Source organism: Anabaena sp. CCY 9910 (assembly GCF_963920875.1).
Lineage (GTDB): Bacteria > Cyanobacteriota > Cyanobacteriia > Cyanobacteriales > Nostocaceae > Trichormus > Trichormus variabilis.
The window spans coordinates 36,768-56,480 of sequence record NZ_CAWUDJ010000032.1 but is presented as its reverse complement, the minus strand read 5'-3'; the positions used below and the strand labels follow the sequence as shown (position 1 = coordinate 56,480).

General features: G+C 44.6%; 14 protein-coding genes and 1 pseudogene. 13 read left to right on the top strand and 2 right to left on the bottom strand.

Translation table 11 applies throughout. The features are described 5' to 3' along the window. Positions 1-105 precede the first annotated feature (105 nt). Both ACM5QX_RS20980 and ACM5QX_RS20975 read right to left on the bottom strand, forming a co-directional pair. Complete coding sequence (locus ACM5QX_RS20980) at positions 106-1,740, bottom strand: hypothetical protein (protein ID WP_414755278.1); 1,635 nt, start codon at positions 1,738-1,740, stop codon at positions 106-108. A 487-nt stretch (positions 1,741-2,227) separates the two neighbouring features. After that, on the bottom strand, positions 2,228-2,476 hold the full coding sequence (locus ACM5QX_RS20975) for a hypothetical protein (protein ID WP_414755277.1): 249 nt from the start codon (positions 2,474-2,476) through the stop codon (positions 2,228-2,230). 207 nt (positions 2,477-2,683) lie between these two features. Between ACM5QX_RS20975 and ACM5QX_RS20970 the strand changes: the two genes are divergently transcribed. From ACM5QX_RS20970 to ACM5QX_RS20910, 13 genes and pseudogenes are all read left to right on the top strand, one after another. Beyond that, positions 2,684-3,373, top strand: coding sequence for a hypothetical protein (locus tag ACM5QX_RS20970; protein WP_414755276.1), 690 nt, complete (start codon positions 2,684-2,686; stop codon positions 3,371-3,373). Between the two features lie 137 nt (positions 3,374-3,510). After that, entirely contained in the window at positions 3,511-4,089 is a 579-nt protein-coding gene (locus tag ACM5QX_RS20965; RefSeq protein WP_414755275.1) for a hypothetical protein, read from the top strand. Positions 4,090-4,154: 65 nt separating this feature from the next. Continuing rightward, complete coding sequence (locus ACM5QX_RS20960; protein ID WP_414755274.1) at positions 4,155-4,910, top strand: hypothetical protein; 756 nt, start codon at positions 4,155-4,157, stop codon at positions 4,908-4,910. A gap of 362 nt (positions 4,911-5,272) precedes the next feature. Continuing rightward, on the top strand, positions 5,273-5,662 hold the full coding sequence (locus ACM5QX_RS20955) for a hypothetical protein (protein ID WP_414755273.1): 390 nt from the start codon (positions 5,273-5,275) through the stop codon (positions 5,660-5,662). Between the two features lie 26 nt (positions 5,663-5,688). Continuing rightward, positions 5,689-7,179, top strand: coding sequence for a hypothetical protein (locus ACM5QX_RS20950; protein WP_414755272.1), 1,491 nt, complete (start codon positions 5,689-5,691; stop codon positions 7,177-7,179). An 88-nt stretch (positions 7,180-7,267) separates the two neighbouring features. Further along, a pseudogene (locus tag ACM5QX_RS20945) lies at positions 7,268-8,635 on the top strand (strawberry notch C-terminal domain-containing protein); the annotation flags it as partial. 211 nt (positions 8,636-8,846) lie between these two features. Further along, positions 8,847-9,473, top strand: coding sequence for a type I restriction endonuclease (locus ACM5QX_RS20940; RefSeq protein ID WP_414755271.1), 627 nt, complete (start codon positions 8,847-8,849; stop codon positions 9,471-9,473). Positions 9,474-9,558: 85 nt separating this feature from the next. Next, positions 9,559-10,761, top strand: a complete 1,203-nt coding sequence (locus ACM5QX_RS20935) for an AIPR family protein (protein ID WP_414755255.1) — start codon at positions 9,559-9,561, stop codon at positions 10,759-10,761. Between the two features lie 152 nt (positions 10,762-10,913). Further along, entirely contained in the window at positions 10,914-11,117 is a 204-nt protein-coding gene (locus tag ACM5QX_RS20930) for a hypothetical protein (protein ID WP_414755269.1), read from the top strand. Between the two features lie 138 nt (positions 11,118-11,255). Next, positions 11,256-17,303 (top strand): AAA family ATPase, encoded by a 6,048-nt coding sequence (locus ACM5QX_RS20925; protein WP_414755268.1) that lies wholly within the window; start codon positions 11,256-11,258, stop codon positions 17,301-17,303. After that, on the top strand, positions 17,300-17,929 hold the full coding sequence (locus ACM5QX_RS20920) for a response regulator (protein ID WP_414755267.1): 630 nt from the start codon (positions 17,300-17,302) through the stop codon (positions 17,927-17,929). The genes ACM5QX_RS20925 and ACM5QX_RS20920 overlap by 4 nt, the downstream gene beginning before the upstream one ends. A gap of 312 nt (positions 17,930-18,241) precedes the next feature. Continuing rightward, positions 18,242-18,802, top strand: coding sequence for a DsbA family protein (locus ACM5QX_RS20915; RefSeq protein WP_414755265.1), 561 nt, complete (start codon positions 18,242-18,244; stop codon positions 18,800-18,802). A 69-nt stretch (positions 18,803-18,871) separates the two neighbouring features. Then, positions 18,872-19,708, top strand: coding sequence for an SDR family oxidoreductase (locus ACM5QX_RS20910; protein ID WP_414755264.1), 837 nt, complete (start codon positions 18,872-18,874; stop codon positions 19,706-19,708). The last annotated feature ends 5 nt before the right edge of the window (positions 19,709-19,713 follow it).

Sequence of the window (19,713 nt, the reverse complement as noted above, 5' to 3'; positions counted from 1 at the left end):
CTTGCTCCTGTTGATGTAGACGCACGACAATTACCCCTGCGGCAATCGCAAGGTTTTTATCTGGTTGGTAGTCATGTTTTGGGGTCTAAAAATTACTTGCTATATTTACAACAGCCGTAACTCGTCTTTGAAATATCGGTCTGTCTTCTTGCCTCGATCTCGCCAATGCTCCCAAGCGACCCAAACTTCATCACCCATGTCTTCAATGACCTCACCCTTGGCTGGGTATAAGGCACAGTAAGGATCTGCATGGGCAACGATAGAACCAAGACCAATCACTTCACCATGAGAAGAAGCAGACTCGGTAAGGGCTTCTTCCAGAACCATTGGTTCCGTAATCTTGGAGGATTCGGTTTTCTCAAGGGCAGCGATTAACTCTGATTCTTGTGGGGTCAACTCCGCCCAGTAATCGGCTTTGATAACCTCGTACTCCTGCGCCACTTCTAAATAGTCCCACCAGCTACACCCAGGCTTGGATAACACTGCCCGAATATCGTTTACAGCCTGGGGTATTAGTTGCAGTTGTTCGGCTCGATATGCGATTGCACTTGGTGTTGGTTCACTACCCAGGATTAACGCCGCAGCTTGCAAGGCTTGAGTGTTGTTCATTGCCGTCGCCAGATTACTGAGGGCGATACCCATCAATCGTAAGCACTCCTGAGCATTTTCCTTGGGTGGTTCTTGTGCCAGCGATCGCAGGTCTATTGTTTGATCCAGAGATCGCTTCACTTCTTTATTAAGTGCCTTAGCCGCTTGCTTGGTGAGAATGTTTCCCCACTCTTGAGCAGGTCTTTGTTGTACAGCATTTTCTAGCTCCTGAATACGCTGTTTAAGTTGTTGGTTTTCAAATTCCAACTGTCTTAAGGCTTCCATCTCGTCCAGCCGTTGCTGTAGCTGGATGTTTTGCTGTTTCTCCTGCTGGAATAACTGCTGCAATGAATGGATTTGCTCTTGTACCTGTTCAGAGGCTTTGGCGGTGGCTTCAACCTGTAACCCTACTCTTAACTCTTGCTCCAGCCGTTCCAATTCCTGGTGGTGTTGTTGCTTCAGTTGGGCGATCGCTTCGGAGTATTCTGGGGGATATTGACGCTCGGTGGTAAATGACTCAATTTCGTCATTACTCAAATTAGTCAAATCAGCATTGTTAACCAACAGCTTCTCACCATCAGTAAAAGTGACAATCTGCTGGCTGGGGTTCGGTGCGTCTGCCTCAATGATTCCCTCATCTCCACATCTGGGGTGAGATGGTGACTTAACTTTGACTAAGTTAGATTTGGGAACCAATGGTTCCTGAACTGGGGCTTTTTGGCGTGGAAGCCGGGGAACCACTTTCTGAGCGGCGGCCGCAAAATCCGATTTGCTCGGTGAGGGATTCTCTTGTACTGCGATCGCTACAGCTTCCTTGAGTTTTTCTGGTTCCTTTACCAGACGTAGCAGTGGTCGGGCTTGGCGTTCATTCTTGATGTGTTCGCCTAGTTCGCCAACCGTGTCGATGACCTTCTTAGCGCCTAGCAGTTGGTTGATTCTCCGAAATCCACCCCATGCAGATAATTCACGCTGGCAGTATTCTCGAAAACTCGTGTACCCGGCTTTAAGGTACATCTGTTTATCTCGCATCTGCAATATTTCCTCAACAGCTTGCGACTCAAGGCGGTCAATGGTAGTAAAAGTTTCTTTAATGCTGGAGTTGAGAAGGTTGTAATCAGGGGTTGATGTTTCTTCACAGTCTAGTGTCAGCATGATGATTGCCCACTACTGGTAAATGCTTAAAAGCAGTCACAGACGCATAACCAAAGTGAACATTGATGCTGATCTAGAAGGTCACACCCTAAATATGTCAGCATTATAGTTAGCTCACTTTGTTGTCCAACGATTTGAGCAGGCGATCGCACTAGCTTGGCGGCGGGCGATCGCTTTTAGTACCTTGCAGGGTAATAGTTAATCAGACTGCTGGTTTTCATCTCCATCACGGTATTGCCTGACAAAGTAATCCAAGACTGCTTGGTTTAATGTCGCTTCTACTCGCTCTAGCTGTTTATGTTGAGTCATGAGTCTCTCCATTCTAGGGGAACTGCTCTAGCCTTGTATTGATTATGCGTTACAAGTATTGTAAAAGCTATAAGTCCCCTAAAAAACACTTAACCCGCCTGATGATTGGCGGGTTTCTCTTTGTTGAGTAGTTCTAATAGTTGAGCGTAAGTTTGCCTGAGAGATTCGTTTTCCTCTCTCAGGCGACTGATTCCCCCACGAGTCGAGTGTTTTCAATACCGACTTTTTTCTCAACTTCCTCTAATCGCTTGATTACATCTGCCAATTCTTGCGGTTTTTCTGCCGATTTTAAATAATCCTCAACAAACTGCTTAAGAACTGCTGATACCGTTTTGCCTTCAGACTTTAGTTGCTGGCTGAACGCTTCCCTAATCTCAGGGTCAATTTCAAACGAGATAAAAGTTCTTTGTTTCTTAGAATTAGCCATAAGCGTTTTGAGTTCCTACATCCTAAATTTACTCTTGCTCAAACTTGTATTGCAAGGTATTGAGTATTATGTATCGTAATGTATTGACAAGTATTGTACAAAAGGATATAGTAGATACAGAATAACAAAAGGCAATCGCCCTGTCTGGAAAACTAGCGATCGCCCTTTGTGAAAACCTAACCCCACTAAGAGGCAGGAAATCATATTATGTCGCACTTTACCCATACACAGCAAGCGTTAACAAGCTTCAACCGCGCCCCAATAGATGAGCAAGCCGCAGCACAGGCAGAGCTATACAGCCATCTAGAAGCTCAAACTCAGACAATCGCACCCGAAGAATACACCAGCGTTGAAATTGGCTTTTACTACCATGAAATCTATGTAAATGGTCAACTAATAGCCCACATCGCTTACGATCACAACGCATTTGTAACCCAGCCCTGGCTTGTATTGGTTAACGGCAAAGAAGAATTTCGTGCTAACACTTGGGCTAAATCATACCGCTACATCTGCACACATCACAAGGATGGTTCATTACCAGTTCAGGAGCCAGAAACCCCAGCAGCTACAACAGGCAATGAAATCATGGTACAGATTGCCGACGAATGCGAAAACCTGGGGCTGGAATTGCTAGACGATGGAATTTACCGAGGTGACGAGAAAATAGGCGAAGCAGGACAGACCAATGGTAACTGGTGGTTCACTCGCACAGATGATGTAACAAAACAGCAAATATTTTGTAATTCTGCGTCAGATGCGGTGTGGTTAGTTTCAAGAGCAGAATTGCCAGAGTGTGCCGATACGTTGGATGAAGACTTGCAATACAGACCGCTTGAACAAATGGCTTCTGTGGAGTTGAAGCACTTACTTGATAGCGCGGAGTTAGTGACAGCGTAGCGGAGGAAATGGTGCAGGGGTCAGACAAATAAGAGGGAATAGACTGCATCCCCTTTGTTCTACACTCCTGCTTTTCCTGTCTATTACTGCGATCCAATGACGTAATCAACTATACCAATCTCTTCATTAACACAACAATGGAACCCACAATATCAATTTCGCGGGGTTGGCAATACCCTCAATTTACCTTTGGTCAACGTACCCAGCAAGGGCCGATAATAGGCATGAAGTATTACCCCGCAGGTACATTTCTCGCCAGTGAATATGGTGAGGGATGGCGTTATATTCTCATGCCTGATAAGCGATATGAGGATGAAGAACACCGAGTAGAGGACGAGGTAAAACTACTCACACCACAAGAATTAAAAACCCAAATCCAGGCAGATATAGACCAACACTCACTGCAACTTGAACTGCTCAAGTTTGAATTAAAAACAATCCCTGTAACTGTAGCAACGGCTGAATCTGCTGTCAATAAAGAAGCAACCATCCAGCTACAACAGAAGTATTGGGATTCTCCACCCACTTTACAGTCATTTATTGATGCGGCTCAACTCATCCTTCGAGAAATTAGCAAACACCCTGATTTTGTCACACTTGAGTATCAACCTGATCTAACTGTCGCTGATGCCCAAACTGCGCTGTCTTATCTACAATCAGGGCTTGAGGAAAAAGAAAAGTTTGACATTACCGCAAATATCTTTCCTGAAGGTTAAACGCCTCAATCACGCTAATTCACCACCATACAACCACTTCACGTAAACCTCAGTAATTCACAGTCATGGAAACACTCAAAATCAACAACAGCGTTTTTCTTATTCCACCCAGTCAACCTAAATTACAAGCTAATTGCGCCAAAGAATATGGGCAATTTCTACTCGATTGCCCTCCCAAGCTAACAATCCTGGAAGCACAGCAAGGCGGATATCTCAAAGGTAACAAAGCTGATTTTGCGATCGCTATCTCCCGCCCTGACCGCTTACTCACTATCAACGAAAACTTCACCAACGAAGCATTCACCGAACTATGGGTGATTCCAGTAACAGGCGGACTCAAAGACCAATTCAAGGGTCAGGCTTCGATGCTGCTCAGTTTTCTGATGCACCGCCGTAGTAAAGACTCATTCGCCGGACTGTACAACCACTTCGCCAATCGTGCTTTTCAGCAATGGTGTGAGGATGGAATGCCTGGAGATCCGAAAGAGTTTTGCTATGAGGCAATCGCTTCGGTGCTGAAAAACTACATCTTCTGTGCCGAGTTCCAGAAAGTAGACGGTGCGCTTGGTACATATTGGTTCATTCAGTGGTCGTATCGTAACCCGCAGTCTGATTTTGAGAAAGATGCACTGGAAGCAGCCGAGATGATTCGCTCTGGGGCTGAGTCAGGGGCGACCTTAGACTGGGTGACAAACGAGACTTATGAAAGATGGGCGTTGAATGCAGAGGTTAGACCTGCGCTACCCGGAGTATCCGAGACTGAAGCACGGGCATCGCTACAACCGCAGAATCAGCCAGTTGTACCTGCTAGAAGACGGTAGTTAGGGGCTGGTAACGGCGATTCATCTTTGGGTCGCCACGATACTTTCTTGTTGCTAAGAGCTTTAAACTATGAAACCGAAAAAGAAGAAAAGCAAACAAAAACCACAGCATAAATGTTCATCATGTGGGCATGAATTAACCCTGCCTGGAGGTTATGAGGACACGGGTTTATGCGGTGTATGTGCTACTGGTTCTAGTGCAATGCTTGATGAGTTTGGTGAGTCTTGGTAAGAATTTGCCCGAAGTTCTCAAAAGCTAGAAGTCAGAATTAATCAATTTATAAATAGGTGCTTTCTGACTTCTGGGTTCTTCAAAAAGACACATTAACTTGTTGTTTGCCTGAGATTTTGGAGAATGAATCATGAGTATTAAATGGACTGAAGAAGAATTAGACACCCTTGAAGAAATGGCGGATATGTTTACAGTAAAGCAAATCGCTTTCCGCCTCAAAAGAAGGGGTTATTACCGTACAGAATTAGCGATTGCTTGCAAACTGTACAAACTCGGTTACTCTATCCGCCCTACCCTTGATAACTATAGTTGCAGTGAAATTGCCAAAAGCCTTTGTTTACATCCAACCACCATCACTAAATGGGTGAGACAGGGCTGGCTCAAAGCCAAAAAGCGATCTATTCATTGTTATCAGGTTAGAAGTCAGGACTTAAAGCGGTTTTTCCAGAATCCGCCTGCGTCAATCAGAAAGCGGATTATGGCGATAGACCCGCAAGTTATCAGCTATTTGGTGGGGTAGTTAATGTAATTGATGAGGTGAAATAAATGCCGACTCTCACGTATGTTAAAGGATTACCGACACCAGCAGAAGAATTGAATAGTTTAGGACTTACAAAGTTTGAGATGTTTTTGGCTGCTTATAGTTCGGTATTCCATAAAGCAGCGTGTGAGACAGCTAATCACCTTTTAGCAGTAAATAGCTTTCATGACTCTAGTTGGAATACTCATTTACAGAAAACTTATGGCATATCAAGGCGACACGCCACTGGTGTAATTAGATTTACTGAAGGTGCTGTTAATGCTTCTAAAGAAAGTCGTAAGCTCCATATTAAAACACTGGAAGGTAAATTAAAATCACTCAACTCTTGGATTACGAAGTCAGAGAAGAAGTTATCTGATTCGGCTAAGTTTTACGCTAGAAAGAACTGGCAGAAATCTAAAACAGGATGCCGCTTTCCACTGTCTTGTTCTTTAAAGTTTCGTGCCACTAATTGGCAACATCTAAAGTTTCAAATTCACAATAAAAAGCGTCGGGCTTACAAGTTATCTCAACAAATCGAACACTTAAAAACAGCCCCCATTCAAACAGTTATTTCTAAAAATCAAGTATTTGTAGTTGGTTCCAAGGATGAAAGCTTTGGTAATCACGTTTGTCAATGGGACGGTGCTAACTTTAAGCTTCGCGTACCAGCTTGTCTAGAATCAAGATTTGGAAAATACGTACAAACAAAGCTAGGCAACTTTGACTGCTTGCATTACCGATTGCCCGAAGACGGCGCAAAGACATGGCATTTCTTTCGCAAGCACAACAAATGGAATGCAGCCGTAAAATTTACACCAGTACCAGTCAATCGAGTTTCCCGGCATTCTGCTTACGGCTGTATTGGGATTGATATAAATCCTGGCTCCATCGGCTGGGCATATGTTGATAAAGATGGTAATCTCAAATCTCATGGTCAAATCCCGCTACAGATGGGACTACCATCAGGCAAACAAGACGCGCAGATTGTTGAAGCTTGCTTACAACTGGCGCGATTAGCCACAACATTTGCTTGCCCGATTGTTTGTGAAAAATTAGACTTTTCTACTAAGAAAGAGCAATTAAGGGAACGTGGAAGAAAATATGCTCGGATGCTTTCTGGCTGGGCATATAGCCGTTTTTACAAATTACTAGAAAGCATTTTAAGTAATCGTGGCATTTACTTGATGAAAGTAAATCCCGCCTACACCAGTTTAATTGGTTTAGTGAAATATGCACGTCAGTATGGTTTAGCCAGTGATGAAGCTGCTGCTTTAGCTATTGCTAGGCGTGGTATGCGATTGACTGAAAATGTTCCAGGCTCCATAACCGCCTATCTCTCCGTGAAGGATGGAAAGCACGTATGGAGCCTGTGGAACCAACTGAATAACATTCTTAAGTCTTGTGCTGAAATATCATCTCGCCATGATTATTTCAGTATCTCTAACTGGGAACTAGTGGTCAAGCGATGGTCAGAACAATCTGGTCAAAGCAAGCGAAAACGCACTTCTAGTTGAGCGAACTTATACCGCGTAGTTGGGTTTGACTAAATTATCCACTTGTGGGTAACTTTGTCCAAACTTTTAGAAGCGGCGCAGTTATCATGCGGATCTCAACGCGGTGAATCGTAGAAGGCGATCGCACTATTTGCTCGAAGCCGGTTGGAGGGCTGACAATGCCATTCAAGGGCTTGGGCGATCACACCGCACCAACCAAGCATCAGCACCTGTGTTCAAACCTGTAACCACCAATGTCAGAGGTGAACGCCGCTTTATTTCGACTATCGCTCGACGGCTGGACAGTCTTGGCGCACTCACTCGCGGACAACGACAGACTGGAGGTAACGGCATCTTTGATACTAAAGATAACTTAGAATCTCAGTATGCAGAGTATGCCTTGTACGAACTGTTCGAGCAAATCTTCCAAGGTCGATTTTACGAAGTTCCACTAGGGACTTTTGAAGCCATGACAGGACTATCGCTAACATCTCATGAAGGCGGTATGAAAATCGACCTTCCACCGTTGCGACAGTTTCTCAATCGCTTGCTGGCTTTGAGGATTGGGATGCAGAATATCATCTTCGAGAGATTTGAACTGCTGTTGAGTCAACAAATCGAGACGGCGATCGCAAATGGTGTATTTGAAATCGGAGTGGAAACGCTGAGGGCTGAAAAGTTCACTGTCGAAAGTTGCGAAAACGTATATACTCATCCAGCAACGGCTAGCATAACTAATTACCTGAAGATTGAGCAAGTTCAGAAAACCAACATCAAAACTGCTGAGGAAATATTGGAGTTTGCTACCAAGTACCAAGGACGACTCATGGTAAATGAGAAATCAGGTAACACGGCTGTATCCATTCCTACGCACAGCTTCTTTGATAGTGATGGTGGTGTCGTGCCACGGGTTTTACTTGTTCGTCCACAGAAAGAGACTCGCGTACCTGTTGATAAGTTGGAATCATTGGCTTGGAAGCAGGTTTCGGCTGATGCTTTTGTTGCTGCATGGTCGAAGGAAGTAGACGCGCTGCCCAAATTTATCACTGACTATCTGCATTTGGTCACAGGAATACTGTTACCTATCTGGAAAATTCTGCCACAGAAGAACAGTCGGGTTTTCCGCCTGCAAACTAGTGATGGGCAGAAGATTCTGGGGCGGGTGGTCAACGCAGTAGATATTCAGTCTGTGACGGAACAGCTTGGGTTGAAGAACACGCTGCTTTCTCCAGCAGAACTTGTTTCACTGGTACTCAACGAAGGCTATTCTCAGATGTTGCCGGGAGGCGTAACTTTGCGTCGTTCTAATATTGCTGGTGAACCTCGCTTGGAATTGGTTGATGCCATTTCTCTGGCTGATCGACTTGTGGCTGTTGGATGTTTCACTGAGATCATCCAGTGGCGCAAGCGGTTGTTTGTGCCAACGGGCGATAAAGCTGAGGCTGTTCTAGCTGATGTGATTAAAATTGTTGGGTAATTAAAAGCAAAGCGATGTGTATAACCACATTGCTTTATTTTTTTCTAATTCGGGTGTGCAGCTAACAAGTACATCAAAGTATTTCTCACTACGATAACGCAAAGTGCTAATGCGTGATGGCTATCCCTTTAGCATAGCTGAATCTGAGCATTTACAAAGTTTTTATGGACTGCTATATAATACGGATGTATCCCTCATTTCCTAATTTATTATGGTACAAACAATCCAAGCGCGGGATATCAGTCTTTATGAACTGGAGGAAACTTTTGGATTAGAGTTAGTTACCGATAGTAATTTTTTCCCAGAATGGAGAGAAAATTTACCTTTGCTAACAGATATTGAAAAATCATCTTTAGAAAGAGTAAAAAGCAATTATTCAAATTTAACTAAACGCCGCCCCATGTCTGAAGAAGTAGTGAAGATGGTTGTGTTGTCTCCACTACTTGATTTAGCTGGTTTTTATCAACCCAGTTTCGAGATTGAAACAGAAACTTCTACTGAAATTTCTGCTGTAGATGAAAGCGTTATCGTTAAAGGTAGTATTGATGTTTTAGTTGTAAATAAAAGACTTTGGATACTTGTTATTGAATCTAAAAGCACTAAATTTGATGTGATATCTGCACTTCCTCAAGCATTGGCTTACATACTCGACACTCCCAATACTGAACGACCAACGTTTGGTTTGCTTGTCAATGGTAGAGAGTTTGTTTTTGTCAAATTAGTTCAGGCACAAAATCCACAATATGCTCGTTCTGATGCTTTATCTATAGAAAAACTAAATGAGATCCAGCAAGTCTTAAGTGTACTAAAAAGATTTAATGAATTAATTCTGTTGTAGTAATTCTAAGTTCTTGGCTAGTGCAATTTGCTCCTAGATTTTGTATCCTTCATAAATATCCCTGCGACCTCACACCAAAGAAACTATGCCAAAAAATTGGGCTTTGAAAATAGACCAGTTTTTCAATGCAACTTCCAATTGCATCATCGCTACCGTTCACGTTGACAGCTTTCCCTCTGACCTACCACTAGAACCAAATATTCGGGAACCAAACAAGAAAAGTTCGACATACAGACAAATTTTTGACTCACTGACCACCGAACCCGAAAAGTTCTTCGAGCGGCATAGTGGAATTGTACTGTGTGCCAACAAGGTTAAGCCCAACAGTAAAAAGACTCAGCTAGAGCTAGAGATACTTGAGGCTTCTGAGGGTGGTAGCGACGGCATCATTAATGGTGGGCATACGGTTTTAGCGTTTGAGCAAGCAAGAAATTATAAATATGACCTAACAGAAGCTAGAGTCAAAGTCACAATACATATTGGCTTAACGGAAGATGAGGCTAAGGATATCGCTCTGGCATCAAACACATCTGCCCCGGTGGATGCGCGCTCTAAAGTCAACGCCAGGGGTGACTACAAATTCCTCAAGCAGTTCTTAGCACAATTGGAACGTGAGCAAAAGACAAAGTTCAGAATTGCTTATTACCAAAACCAAAGCGGTGCGCCTAAGAGTCCACAGTGCAATGTCAACCATCTCATCAAATTAATGAATTGTTTGGATAGGAATAAGTACAACCCAGACTCTAAAAGCAGAACCAAACACCCACCTGTGAGTAACACACCTAGCTTGAGTGAGGCGGAAAGACAACGTCTGTCGAAACTGTTGCCACTACTGTCCAAAGGGTTGTGGATTGAGCAAAGGTTGTTTCAAATCATTGAGGAACATATCACCAAGCCTAAGAAAAAAGGAGTAGTTGACCTCGCCTCAATCGACGCACGCAAGAATACGCTGCTACCCGATAGCAGATATTCGTTCGGCTTTTCTGCGCCGGCGGATATCGCCATGCCCATCGTTGCTGCTTATCGGGTGTTTTTGGATGAGAACTACAACTGGATAATACCTTTTGATGAGTTTGCTGAAGATTTTCTGCAACATCTGTGGAATAACTATTACCGCAAGTATTTGGTGTCAGAAAAGTTGGCGGGTAATACAGTTGGTAGCAAAATCTGCCGGAATCCTGTCATTTGGGATAACCTTTATGTTTCGGCGCAAAGTTATCTTAATCAGCAGTTGCTTAAGATGGTTGGATCTAACAGCAAGCGTGAAGAGTTGAAGCTGGTAAATTGATCCAATTGGATGACCTCTTGAGCATCAGCCTCCTCACTCTTAAGATAGCCGATCGCAACATCAGCACCTTCCTGAGCAAATGCAATCGCCTACGGTGGGCGAGTACGCCATCGCACCAGCGCACCCAATTCCAGAATCGGCTCCCGCGATCAATGCCTTGCGACTTGCAAGCGTTCCAGATCCAATGTAGCTTTGCTTACCGTGATCCGGTTGGGGCTGCATCTTTTGAGCAAGTCCTGGTAATGGCTGCGGTTGTTGGGGAAACGCCGGAGCGGGATATTGCATCTCTAATCGATCATCTTTCATTGCTTGTTTTTGTAATTTTTGCAATTCCAGACTTAAGTATCAAAGATTGAGGAGAACGATTCCTCACCATTTTAGCAGAATAATGATGTTTTTACAGGCTTTGAACGCTCGTAAATTGTCAACGGTATTATAATAAGAATTGCTGTATAGTTTGAGGTATGCCAGACAATACTCTCAAGAGTTGCTTTATGATTTCTCTACCTGGTATCGCCATCCAAAATAAGATATACGAAAGTTCTAATTCTCTGGTATATCGAGGCATGAGAGACGATGGGGTAGAGATCATCGTTAAAATGCTAAAGCTTGATTATCCGTCTCCCAAAGAACTGACTCGCTACAGACAGGAATATAAAATTACCCATTCCCTCAATCTGGAAGGAGTTATCAAGGCATACAACCAGCAGGATTATCAACGCACTCTGGTGATTCTCTTAGAAGATTTTGGAGGAGAGTCTTTAGAGCAATGGATGCACAAGCGTCCAAATATTTTCTGCCCGATGCCTTTATCGAATTTTCTAGGTCTTGCGATCGCCCTCACTGACATTCTTGGCAGAATCCATGCAGCCAATGTCATTCATAAAGATATCAACCCTGGAAATATAGTTATCAATCTGGATACTGGTGTTGTCAAAATTATTGACTTTGGAATTGCCACCCGATTTAACCGCACGAATCCGACTTTCAAAAGTCCTCATGTTTTAGAAGGAACCCTCGCATACCTATCTCCAGAGCAAACCGGGCGGATGAACCGTTTGCTTGATTACCGCACCGATTTTTACTCCCTTGGTGTGACATTTTACGAACTGCTCGCAGGACAACTACCGTTTCCCACCACAGACGTGCTGGAGCTAGTCCATTGTCATATTGCCAAACATCCAATTCCGCCTCATGAAATAAATACAACGATTCCCAAGCCAGTTTCAGATATTATTCTCAAATTGATGGCGAAAAATGCTGAAAATCGTTATCAAAGTGCTTGGGGCATCAAAGCAGATTTAGAAATCTGTGCTGAACAATTAGAACAAATCGGTCAAATCTCTAGTATTCAACTGGCACTTCAAGACGTTTCTGATCGGTTTCAAATTCCCCAAAAACTTTATGGACGGGATAAGGAAATTGCAATGTTATTGGCGGCATTTGTTCGCGTAGCGTGTCCAGAGTCAAATCCCGTTGCTGCTTTAGCAAACAATCCACAAACAACTTCACAAAACCAACAAACGGGCAACCCAAAATTCCAAGTTGAAATGATGTTGGTATCTGGCTATGCTGGCATTGGGAAATCTGCGTTAGTGCAAGAAATCTATAAACCAATTACCCAAAAGCGCGGTTATTTCACATCGGGTAAATTCGATCAATTTCAGCGCAATATTCCCTACAGCGCGATCGCAGTTGCTCTACAAAAATTGTTACAACAACTGCTGGGTGAACCAGAAGAACAATTGCAGCAATGGCGATCTCGTCTACTAAAAGCCTTGGGCAACAACGGACAGCTAATCGTTGATGTAATTCCTGAAGTAGAACTGATTATCGGCAAGCAGCCACCCGTTCCAGAGGTGGGAGCCACGGAAGCTCAAAATCGCTTCAATCGCATCTTCCAGCAGTTCATCCGAGTATTCTGCTCAACAGAGCATCCACTCGTGATCTTTTTTGATGACTTACAGTGGGCAGATTCAGCCACACTCAGATTAATTGAGCTAATCATGCTTGACGAGCAAACCCAATCCCTGTTTCTGATTGGAGCATATCGCGATCATGAAGTGACTTCATCCCATCCATTAACAGTCCTGTTGGAGCGATTGCGAAAACAAGGATCAGTGCTTCAAGAAATCCATCTGGCACCCTTAACACTAGAGCCATTAAGCCAGTTGATCGCCCAAACGCTGCATCAAAACACTGACACTGTACATTCCTTAGCTGAATTGGTGTTGCGTAAAACGAAGGGAAATCCTTTTTTTGTCAACGAATTTTTGCGAATGCTGCATCGCGAAAATCTATTGACCTTTGATGCAACACGCTTGAGCTGGCAATGGAATATGGGACAGATCCAAGCCCAGAATATAACTGATAATGTGGTGGAGTTGCTACTGCTCAAGTTGCAGAAATTACCAGAGGGGACTCAGCAAATACTCCGTTTAGCCGCTTGTGTTGGGGCAGAATTTGATTTAGAGACATTGGCGATCATTTGTAAGCAATCCCCTCAGGCGATTTCTCTAGATTTGCTGGCAGCGATTCAAGCGGAATTGATTCAGCCTCTTGCTGAATTAGATGAGAATTTGTTAGTTCAAGAGTACAAATTCTTGCACGATCGTGTGCAGCAAGCTGCCTATGCCTTGATGGATGAGTCGCAAAAGCAAATTGTTCATCTTCAAATTGGTCGTACTCTGCTTGAAAAGACATTGCCAGAGCGCCAATCAGATCGATTATTTGAAATTGTCGATCATCTCAATCATGGAATTGAGCTTGTTACATCTCGACCCGAACGGGATGAGATTGCTAAATTCAATTTGATGGCAGGGCAGAAAGCAAAAGGGGCGATCGCCTACGGTACGGCTCAAAACTATCTAGCTATAGGAAGGGCATGGCTAACCGCTTCTAGTTGGCAAACAAACTATGACTTGACCTTAGAATTATATCAAGAAACAACAGAAGTTGCGTACCTGTGTGGCGATTTTGAACAGGTGGAATACTGGGGAGCGATCGTTTTACAAGAAGCTAAAACGATCCTTGATAGCGTGAAAACCTACGAAGTCAAAATTCAAACCGATACTGCACAGAACCAACCCCTAAAAGCAATTAATACGGCATTGCAAGTTTTGCAACAACTGGAAATCAATTTCCCCAAAACGCTTAGTCAATCAGATATTCATCTTGAACTAGATACAATCATCGGTCTCTTCCATGAGAAAGAGGTTGAGAGCTTGATCCATTTACCAGAGATGACTGAACCGGACAAGCTAGCGGCGATGAAAATCCTATCAAGCATTACGATCGCCGCCTATGTTGCGGTTCCTAATCTAATGCCTCTGCTTGTGACTAAACAAGTAAGCTTATCAATTCAGTACGGTAATGCTGTTGTATCTCCCTTTGCCTATGGCACTTTTGGGTTAATTCTTTGTGGAATGATCGGAAACATCGAGGCTGGCTACCAATTTGGAAAGCTTGCTCTACGGCTTTTGTCACAGCTTCGTACCCATAAACTCAGAGCTAGAACATTGCTGTCCGTTAATAACTTTATCATCCATCGGAAAGAACATACTAGAGAATTATTGCAGCCATTACTGGAAGGCTATGAAATTGGGCTAGAAACTGGAGATTTAGAGTCTGCCGCCTACTGCGCTTATACCCACTGTTTTCAATCCTATGCTAATGGCAAAGAACTTGCAGAGGTTGAACGCAATATGGCGATCTATGGCGAAGCAATCCATCAAATCAAACAGGAAACGGCACTAACTTGGAATCAAATCTTTCGACAAGTCGTTGTAAACTTAATAGGACGCTCGACTAACCCAACTCAACTCATCGGCGAATTCTACAACGAGGAGAATGATCTGCCAAAATATGAAGCTGCAAATGATGGAAGTACTATCTTTACTGTACATTTGAACAAACTTTGCCTGTGCTACCTCTTTTGTGAATACGCTCAAGCTGTTAAAAATGCAGATCTAGCAGAAACTCATTTGATCCGACTAACAGGTGCCTTCCTTCAGCCTTTGTACTATCTCTATGATTCTCTGGCAAGACTCGCAACCTATCTTGATAGCAGTACTCAAGTGCAGGAGGAAATTCTCAAGAAAGTTGCAGTTAGTCAGGAAAAGATGAAGCAATGGGCGCATTATGCACCCATGAATTATTTGCACAAATATCATTTAGCTGAAGCAGAAAAAGCACGAGTCTTAGGTCAGTTACTTGAGGCAGAGGAGTTCTACGAACAGGCGATTCAAGGCGCTAGAGAAAACGCATATATCCAAGAAGAAGCGTTGGCCTATGAATTGGCTGCCAAATTCTATCTAGGGCGAGGTCGAGAAAAGATTGCTCAACTATACATGAAAGAAGCTCATTATTGCTATGATCGCTGGGGAGCAACCGCAAAAGTCAAGGATTTGGAAACGCGCTATCCCCAGTTCTTTGCCCAGTCATCAGGTGTGAACGCTCCTTTAATCCTCACCACAGTTGGAACTACCTCTGATACTTCGCAGGTTGCTTTCGATTTAGCAACAGTGATGAAAGCATCTCAAGCAATTTCCAGCGAGATTGAACTGGAGCAGTTGCTCAGTTCGCTAATGCAGATCCTGATCGAGAATGCTGGGGCCCAAACCGGATGTTTGCTTTTAGAAAACGCAGGCGAATGGAGAATCGACGCTGCTTGTGAGCTGGTTGAAGGTGAAAGTGGTCGCACAACCCAAGTACTGCAATCAACTCCAATCACGAATCGCTTACCTGAATCAATCATTCAATATGTGATCCGAACACATGAAACTGTCCTCTTAAATGACGCAACGCGTGAAGGTCATTTCATCCATGATCCCTATATTCAGAATAATCAAACTCAATCGCTTCTCTGTTTGCCACTGCTGAATCAGAGCAAGCTTGTTGGCTTGTTGTATCTAGAAAATCAATTAGCGGCTGGAGCCTTTACACCCGAACGAACCCAAGTTCTGAATCTACTCTCTACGCAGGCAGCGATCGCGATCGAAAATGCCAAACTTTACTCCAAGCTCTGCGCCAGCGAAAGTCAGATGACTCAATTTCTCGAAGCGATTCCTGTAGGCATTGGTATTGTTGACGCGATGGGTCGCCCTTACTATGTCAATCAGAGGGGCATTGAGCTAATGGGTAAAGGCGTTGATCCTGCCGCTACATCAGAGCAATTTTCAGAGGTTTATCAATTTTATGTAACGGGAACCGATCAAATTTATCCGAGTGAGAGACTGCCAATTATCCGAGCCTTGAGCGGCGAATGCACCAGGATTGACGATGTAGAGATTCACCAAAACAACGCAATTATTCCCGTTGAAGGGTGGGGAACTCCAGTTTTTGACGAACAGGGTAAGGTGGCTTATGCGATCGTCGCCTTTCAAGACATTACCGAGCGTAAGCAAGCAGAGAAACTGCTAGCCGACTACAACCACACCTTAGAACAACAAGTCACTGAGCGAACGTTGCTGCTTTCACAAGAGATTGAACAGCGTCAGCAAGTTGAAAACGCCCTGCGCCAAAGTGAAGAGCAACGTAGGCTAACAATGAATTTCGCCTACATCGGCAGTTGGAATTGGAACATCTTAGACAATACCGTGCATTGGGATGATAACAACACTCGATTGCTGGGGGTAGCGCCTGATGAAGTTGAGGTTAGCTATCAGGCGTGGTGGGAGCGGGTTCATCCAGAAGATGTCGATCGGGTTGAGCAAGCGCTTACAACCGCTCTGGCAACTCATACTGATTATGAAGGGGAATATCGAATAATTTACCCAGATGGTAGTATTCACTGGCTCGTTAGTCGAGGTCGAGGGATCTATAACGAAGCCGGACAGCCTGTGCGAATGTTGGGTGTATCTTTCGACATTAGCGAACAGCGAAACGCTGCACTGCAAGAGCGCAAACGTGCCGAAGCAGCCTCCATTCTGGAGGAACGCAACCGCATGGCACGAGAAATTCATGATACACTGGCGCAAGCATTCACAGGGATTCTGGTTCATATGGGAGCTGTCTCTCGATTAGTCGCAACCAACCCAAATGCCGTGCAGACCCATATTGATACGGTTCGATATCTGGCTCGCAGTGGGCTGACAGAGGCTCGGCGATCGGTTGCGGCACTGCGTCCCCAATTACTAGAAGATGGCAACCTGTGGACGGCCTTGGAGCGATTTATAGCCACCATGTCATCCTCAACCGAAACTCGCCTGATTTACGACATTATTGGCACGCCCTATGGGCTACCGCCTGAAACTGAGAATCATCTGCTGAGAATTGGACAGGAAGCCTTTACGAATGCAATCAAGTATGCTCATGCGAGCGAAATTCGAGTTGAGTTGGTTTATGAGCCAACCTTATGCTTTTTACGAATTAAAGACAATGGACAGGGGTTTGAAGTCACCACTACCACGCTCAGCCAGGGATTTGGCTTACTGGGGATGACTGAACGAGCGGAACACATTAGGGCACAGATATCAATTGAAAGTCAACTGAGCCAGGGAACAGAAGTGCTGGTCACGGTAAACCGGGAGGCAGCAGTATGAGCCAGTCCGCAACCATTCGCGTTTTACTTGTTGATGATCACGCGATCGTCCGTCAGGGACTCGCCGCCATGATTGAGAATGAGCCAGATATGATCGTTGTGGGACAAGCGGGCGATGGGCAAGAGGCGATCGCCTGTTATCGGCAGCTACAGCCCGATATCACCTTAATGGACTTACGTATGCCCCACATGAGCGGTGTAAATGCGACCATCGCCATCTGCGCTGAATTTACCCATGCCCGGATCATTGTGCTAACCACTTATGATGGTGATGAAGATATTTATCGTGCATTACGCGCTGGCGCTAAAGGCTATCTACTTAAGGATGCTGAACCCGAAGCGCTCCTCAATGCCATCCATATCGTTCATAGCGGGCAACAATATATCCCTTCCGAAGTTGCTGCCAAGCTGGTGCAACGCATGAACAACCCAGAGTTGAGCGCTCGTGAGCGAGAAGTCATTCACCTCATGGTCGATGGTTTAAGCAATCATGACATTGGTGTGGCTTTGAATATTACTGAAAGTACGGTCAAATTTCACGTCAATCGCATTTTGAGCAAATTGGGCGTGAGCGATCGCACTCAGGCGGTGGTTACAGCATTGAAACGAGGGCTTGCTAAGTTGTGACTGAACTTAAGTTCGGTTGCTGATTAGTCGCAGAGATAGATCACGCCCATCCTTTAGTTCTTTTCAAGACTCAACTCTGAGTTGGCGACAAAGTATTGCCAACTCTGTAAGCTAAAGCTATTGAAATAAAGGAGCGAAATTCCAATATTTTGGGAAAGGACAAAGGGTAAAGATAAAACAAATTGCTTTTCATTCTTTTTTCTCTTTTCTCCTTGATCAGGATGTATTGGAAGGTTCAACGATTGTAGGAGGAATCATAAATAGTCATGGCAGTCACTCATGTCATGAGAAACTCTTTTGTCAAAATGTCCGATGAACCAAGATAGCTATTCTAACCAACTCCTTGTTCCACCTTCCCAGCGCGATCACTACCAGGGAACGCTCAATGCCCCAGTTGTACTTGTGGAATATGGAAACTACGAATGTTCTCAATGCGGAGAACTGCATCAATTAATTCAGGTCATTCAACAGCATTTCACTTCTAATTTTCCTGAGGAGAATCGGATTTGTGTAGTATTTCGTCATTTCATTGAGAATACACTCCATCCCCGCGCGCAAAAGGTAGCGGAAGCTGTAGAGTCCGCCGCCGCACAGGGTCAGTTTTGGCAAATGCACGACCTACTGTTTACGCATCAACACGCCCTGGAAAACGGCTTTCTTGTGGAGTATGCCGATAGTTTAGGACTTGATATTTATAAGTTCCTGCAAGATATATCGACACAAGCTCACATTGATCGCATCCATCAAGATATCGAGAGTGGATATCAAAGTGGAGTAACATCTGCCCCAGCACTGTTTATTAATGGGATTCGCTATAGCGATCGCTGGACTGTGGAACAAATAACGGCAGCTATTGTTGCTGTCATTCATTAAATTGCTAGCGACTCAGTAAATTAACTCCCAATTATTTTCAGCCTGTTACCACTGCTTGATGATTTCAACATGAACACAAATACAAACACATTCAACATGAACACAAATACAATTACCAACATCCGAATTGATTCCACCGAACTACTCGGCAAAAAAGTCTTGGTAACAGGCGGGACAAAAGGCATAGGTGAAGCGATCGCTACACGACTGAGGCAAGCTGGTGCAACAGTCATAACTACCGCGCGTTCAATTCCCGAAAACCTTCAATCGCCTGACCTGTTCATAGGGACTGACCTCAGCACGCCCGATGGGGTAAACAAACTTGTGCAGGAAGTATTCGCTCGTTTCGGCAGTGTGGACATCCTAATTAACAATGTCGGCGGCTCTTCTGCGCCAAGCGGTGGTGCGCTTGCCCTGACAGATGGGGATTGGCAGCAGGCAATTAATGACAATTTATTCGCTGCCGTCCGTTTGGATCGGGCGTTTCTGCCCCGGATGCTTGAACAGAAGTCAGGTGTCATCATCCATATCTCGTCGATCCAGAGTCGGCTCCCGCTTTACGACGCGACATTAGCGTATGCGGCGGCAAAAGCGGCGCTGGCAACCTACAGCAAAGGGCTGTCAAACGAAGTTGCGCCCCAGGGGGTGCGTGTCAACGCCGTCGCGCCCGGTTTCATCGAAACGAAGGCGGCTGAGAGACTCATCGAGAGATTAGCTCAGCAGTCCGGCACAGACCTTGATACTCAACGCCAAGGGCTGATGGACTCACTCGGAGGAATCCCGATGGGACGACCAGGTCGCCCCCAAGAGGTCGCGGAGCTTGTTGCTTTTTTGGTGTCCGATCGCGCCTCTTACATCACAGGTGCTGAATATGTCATTGACGGAGGAACGATCCCGACCGTCTAACGCCC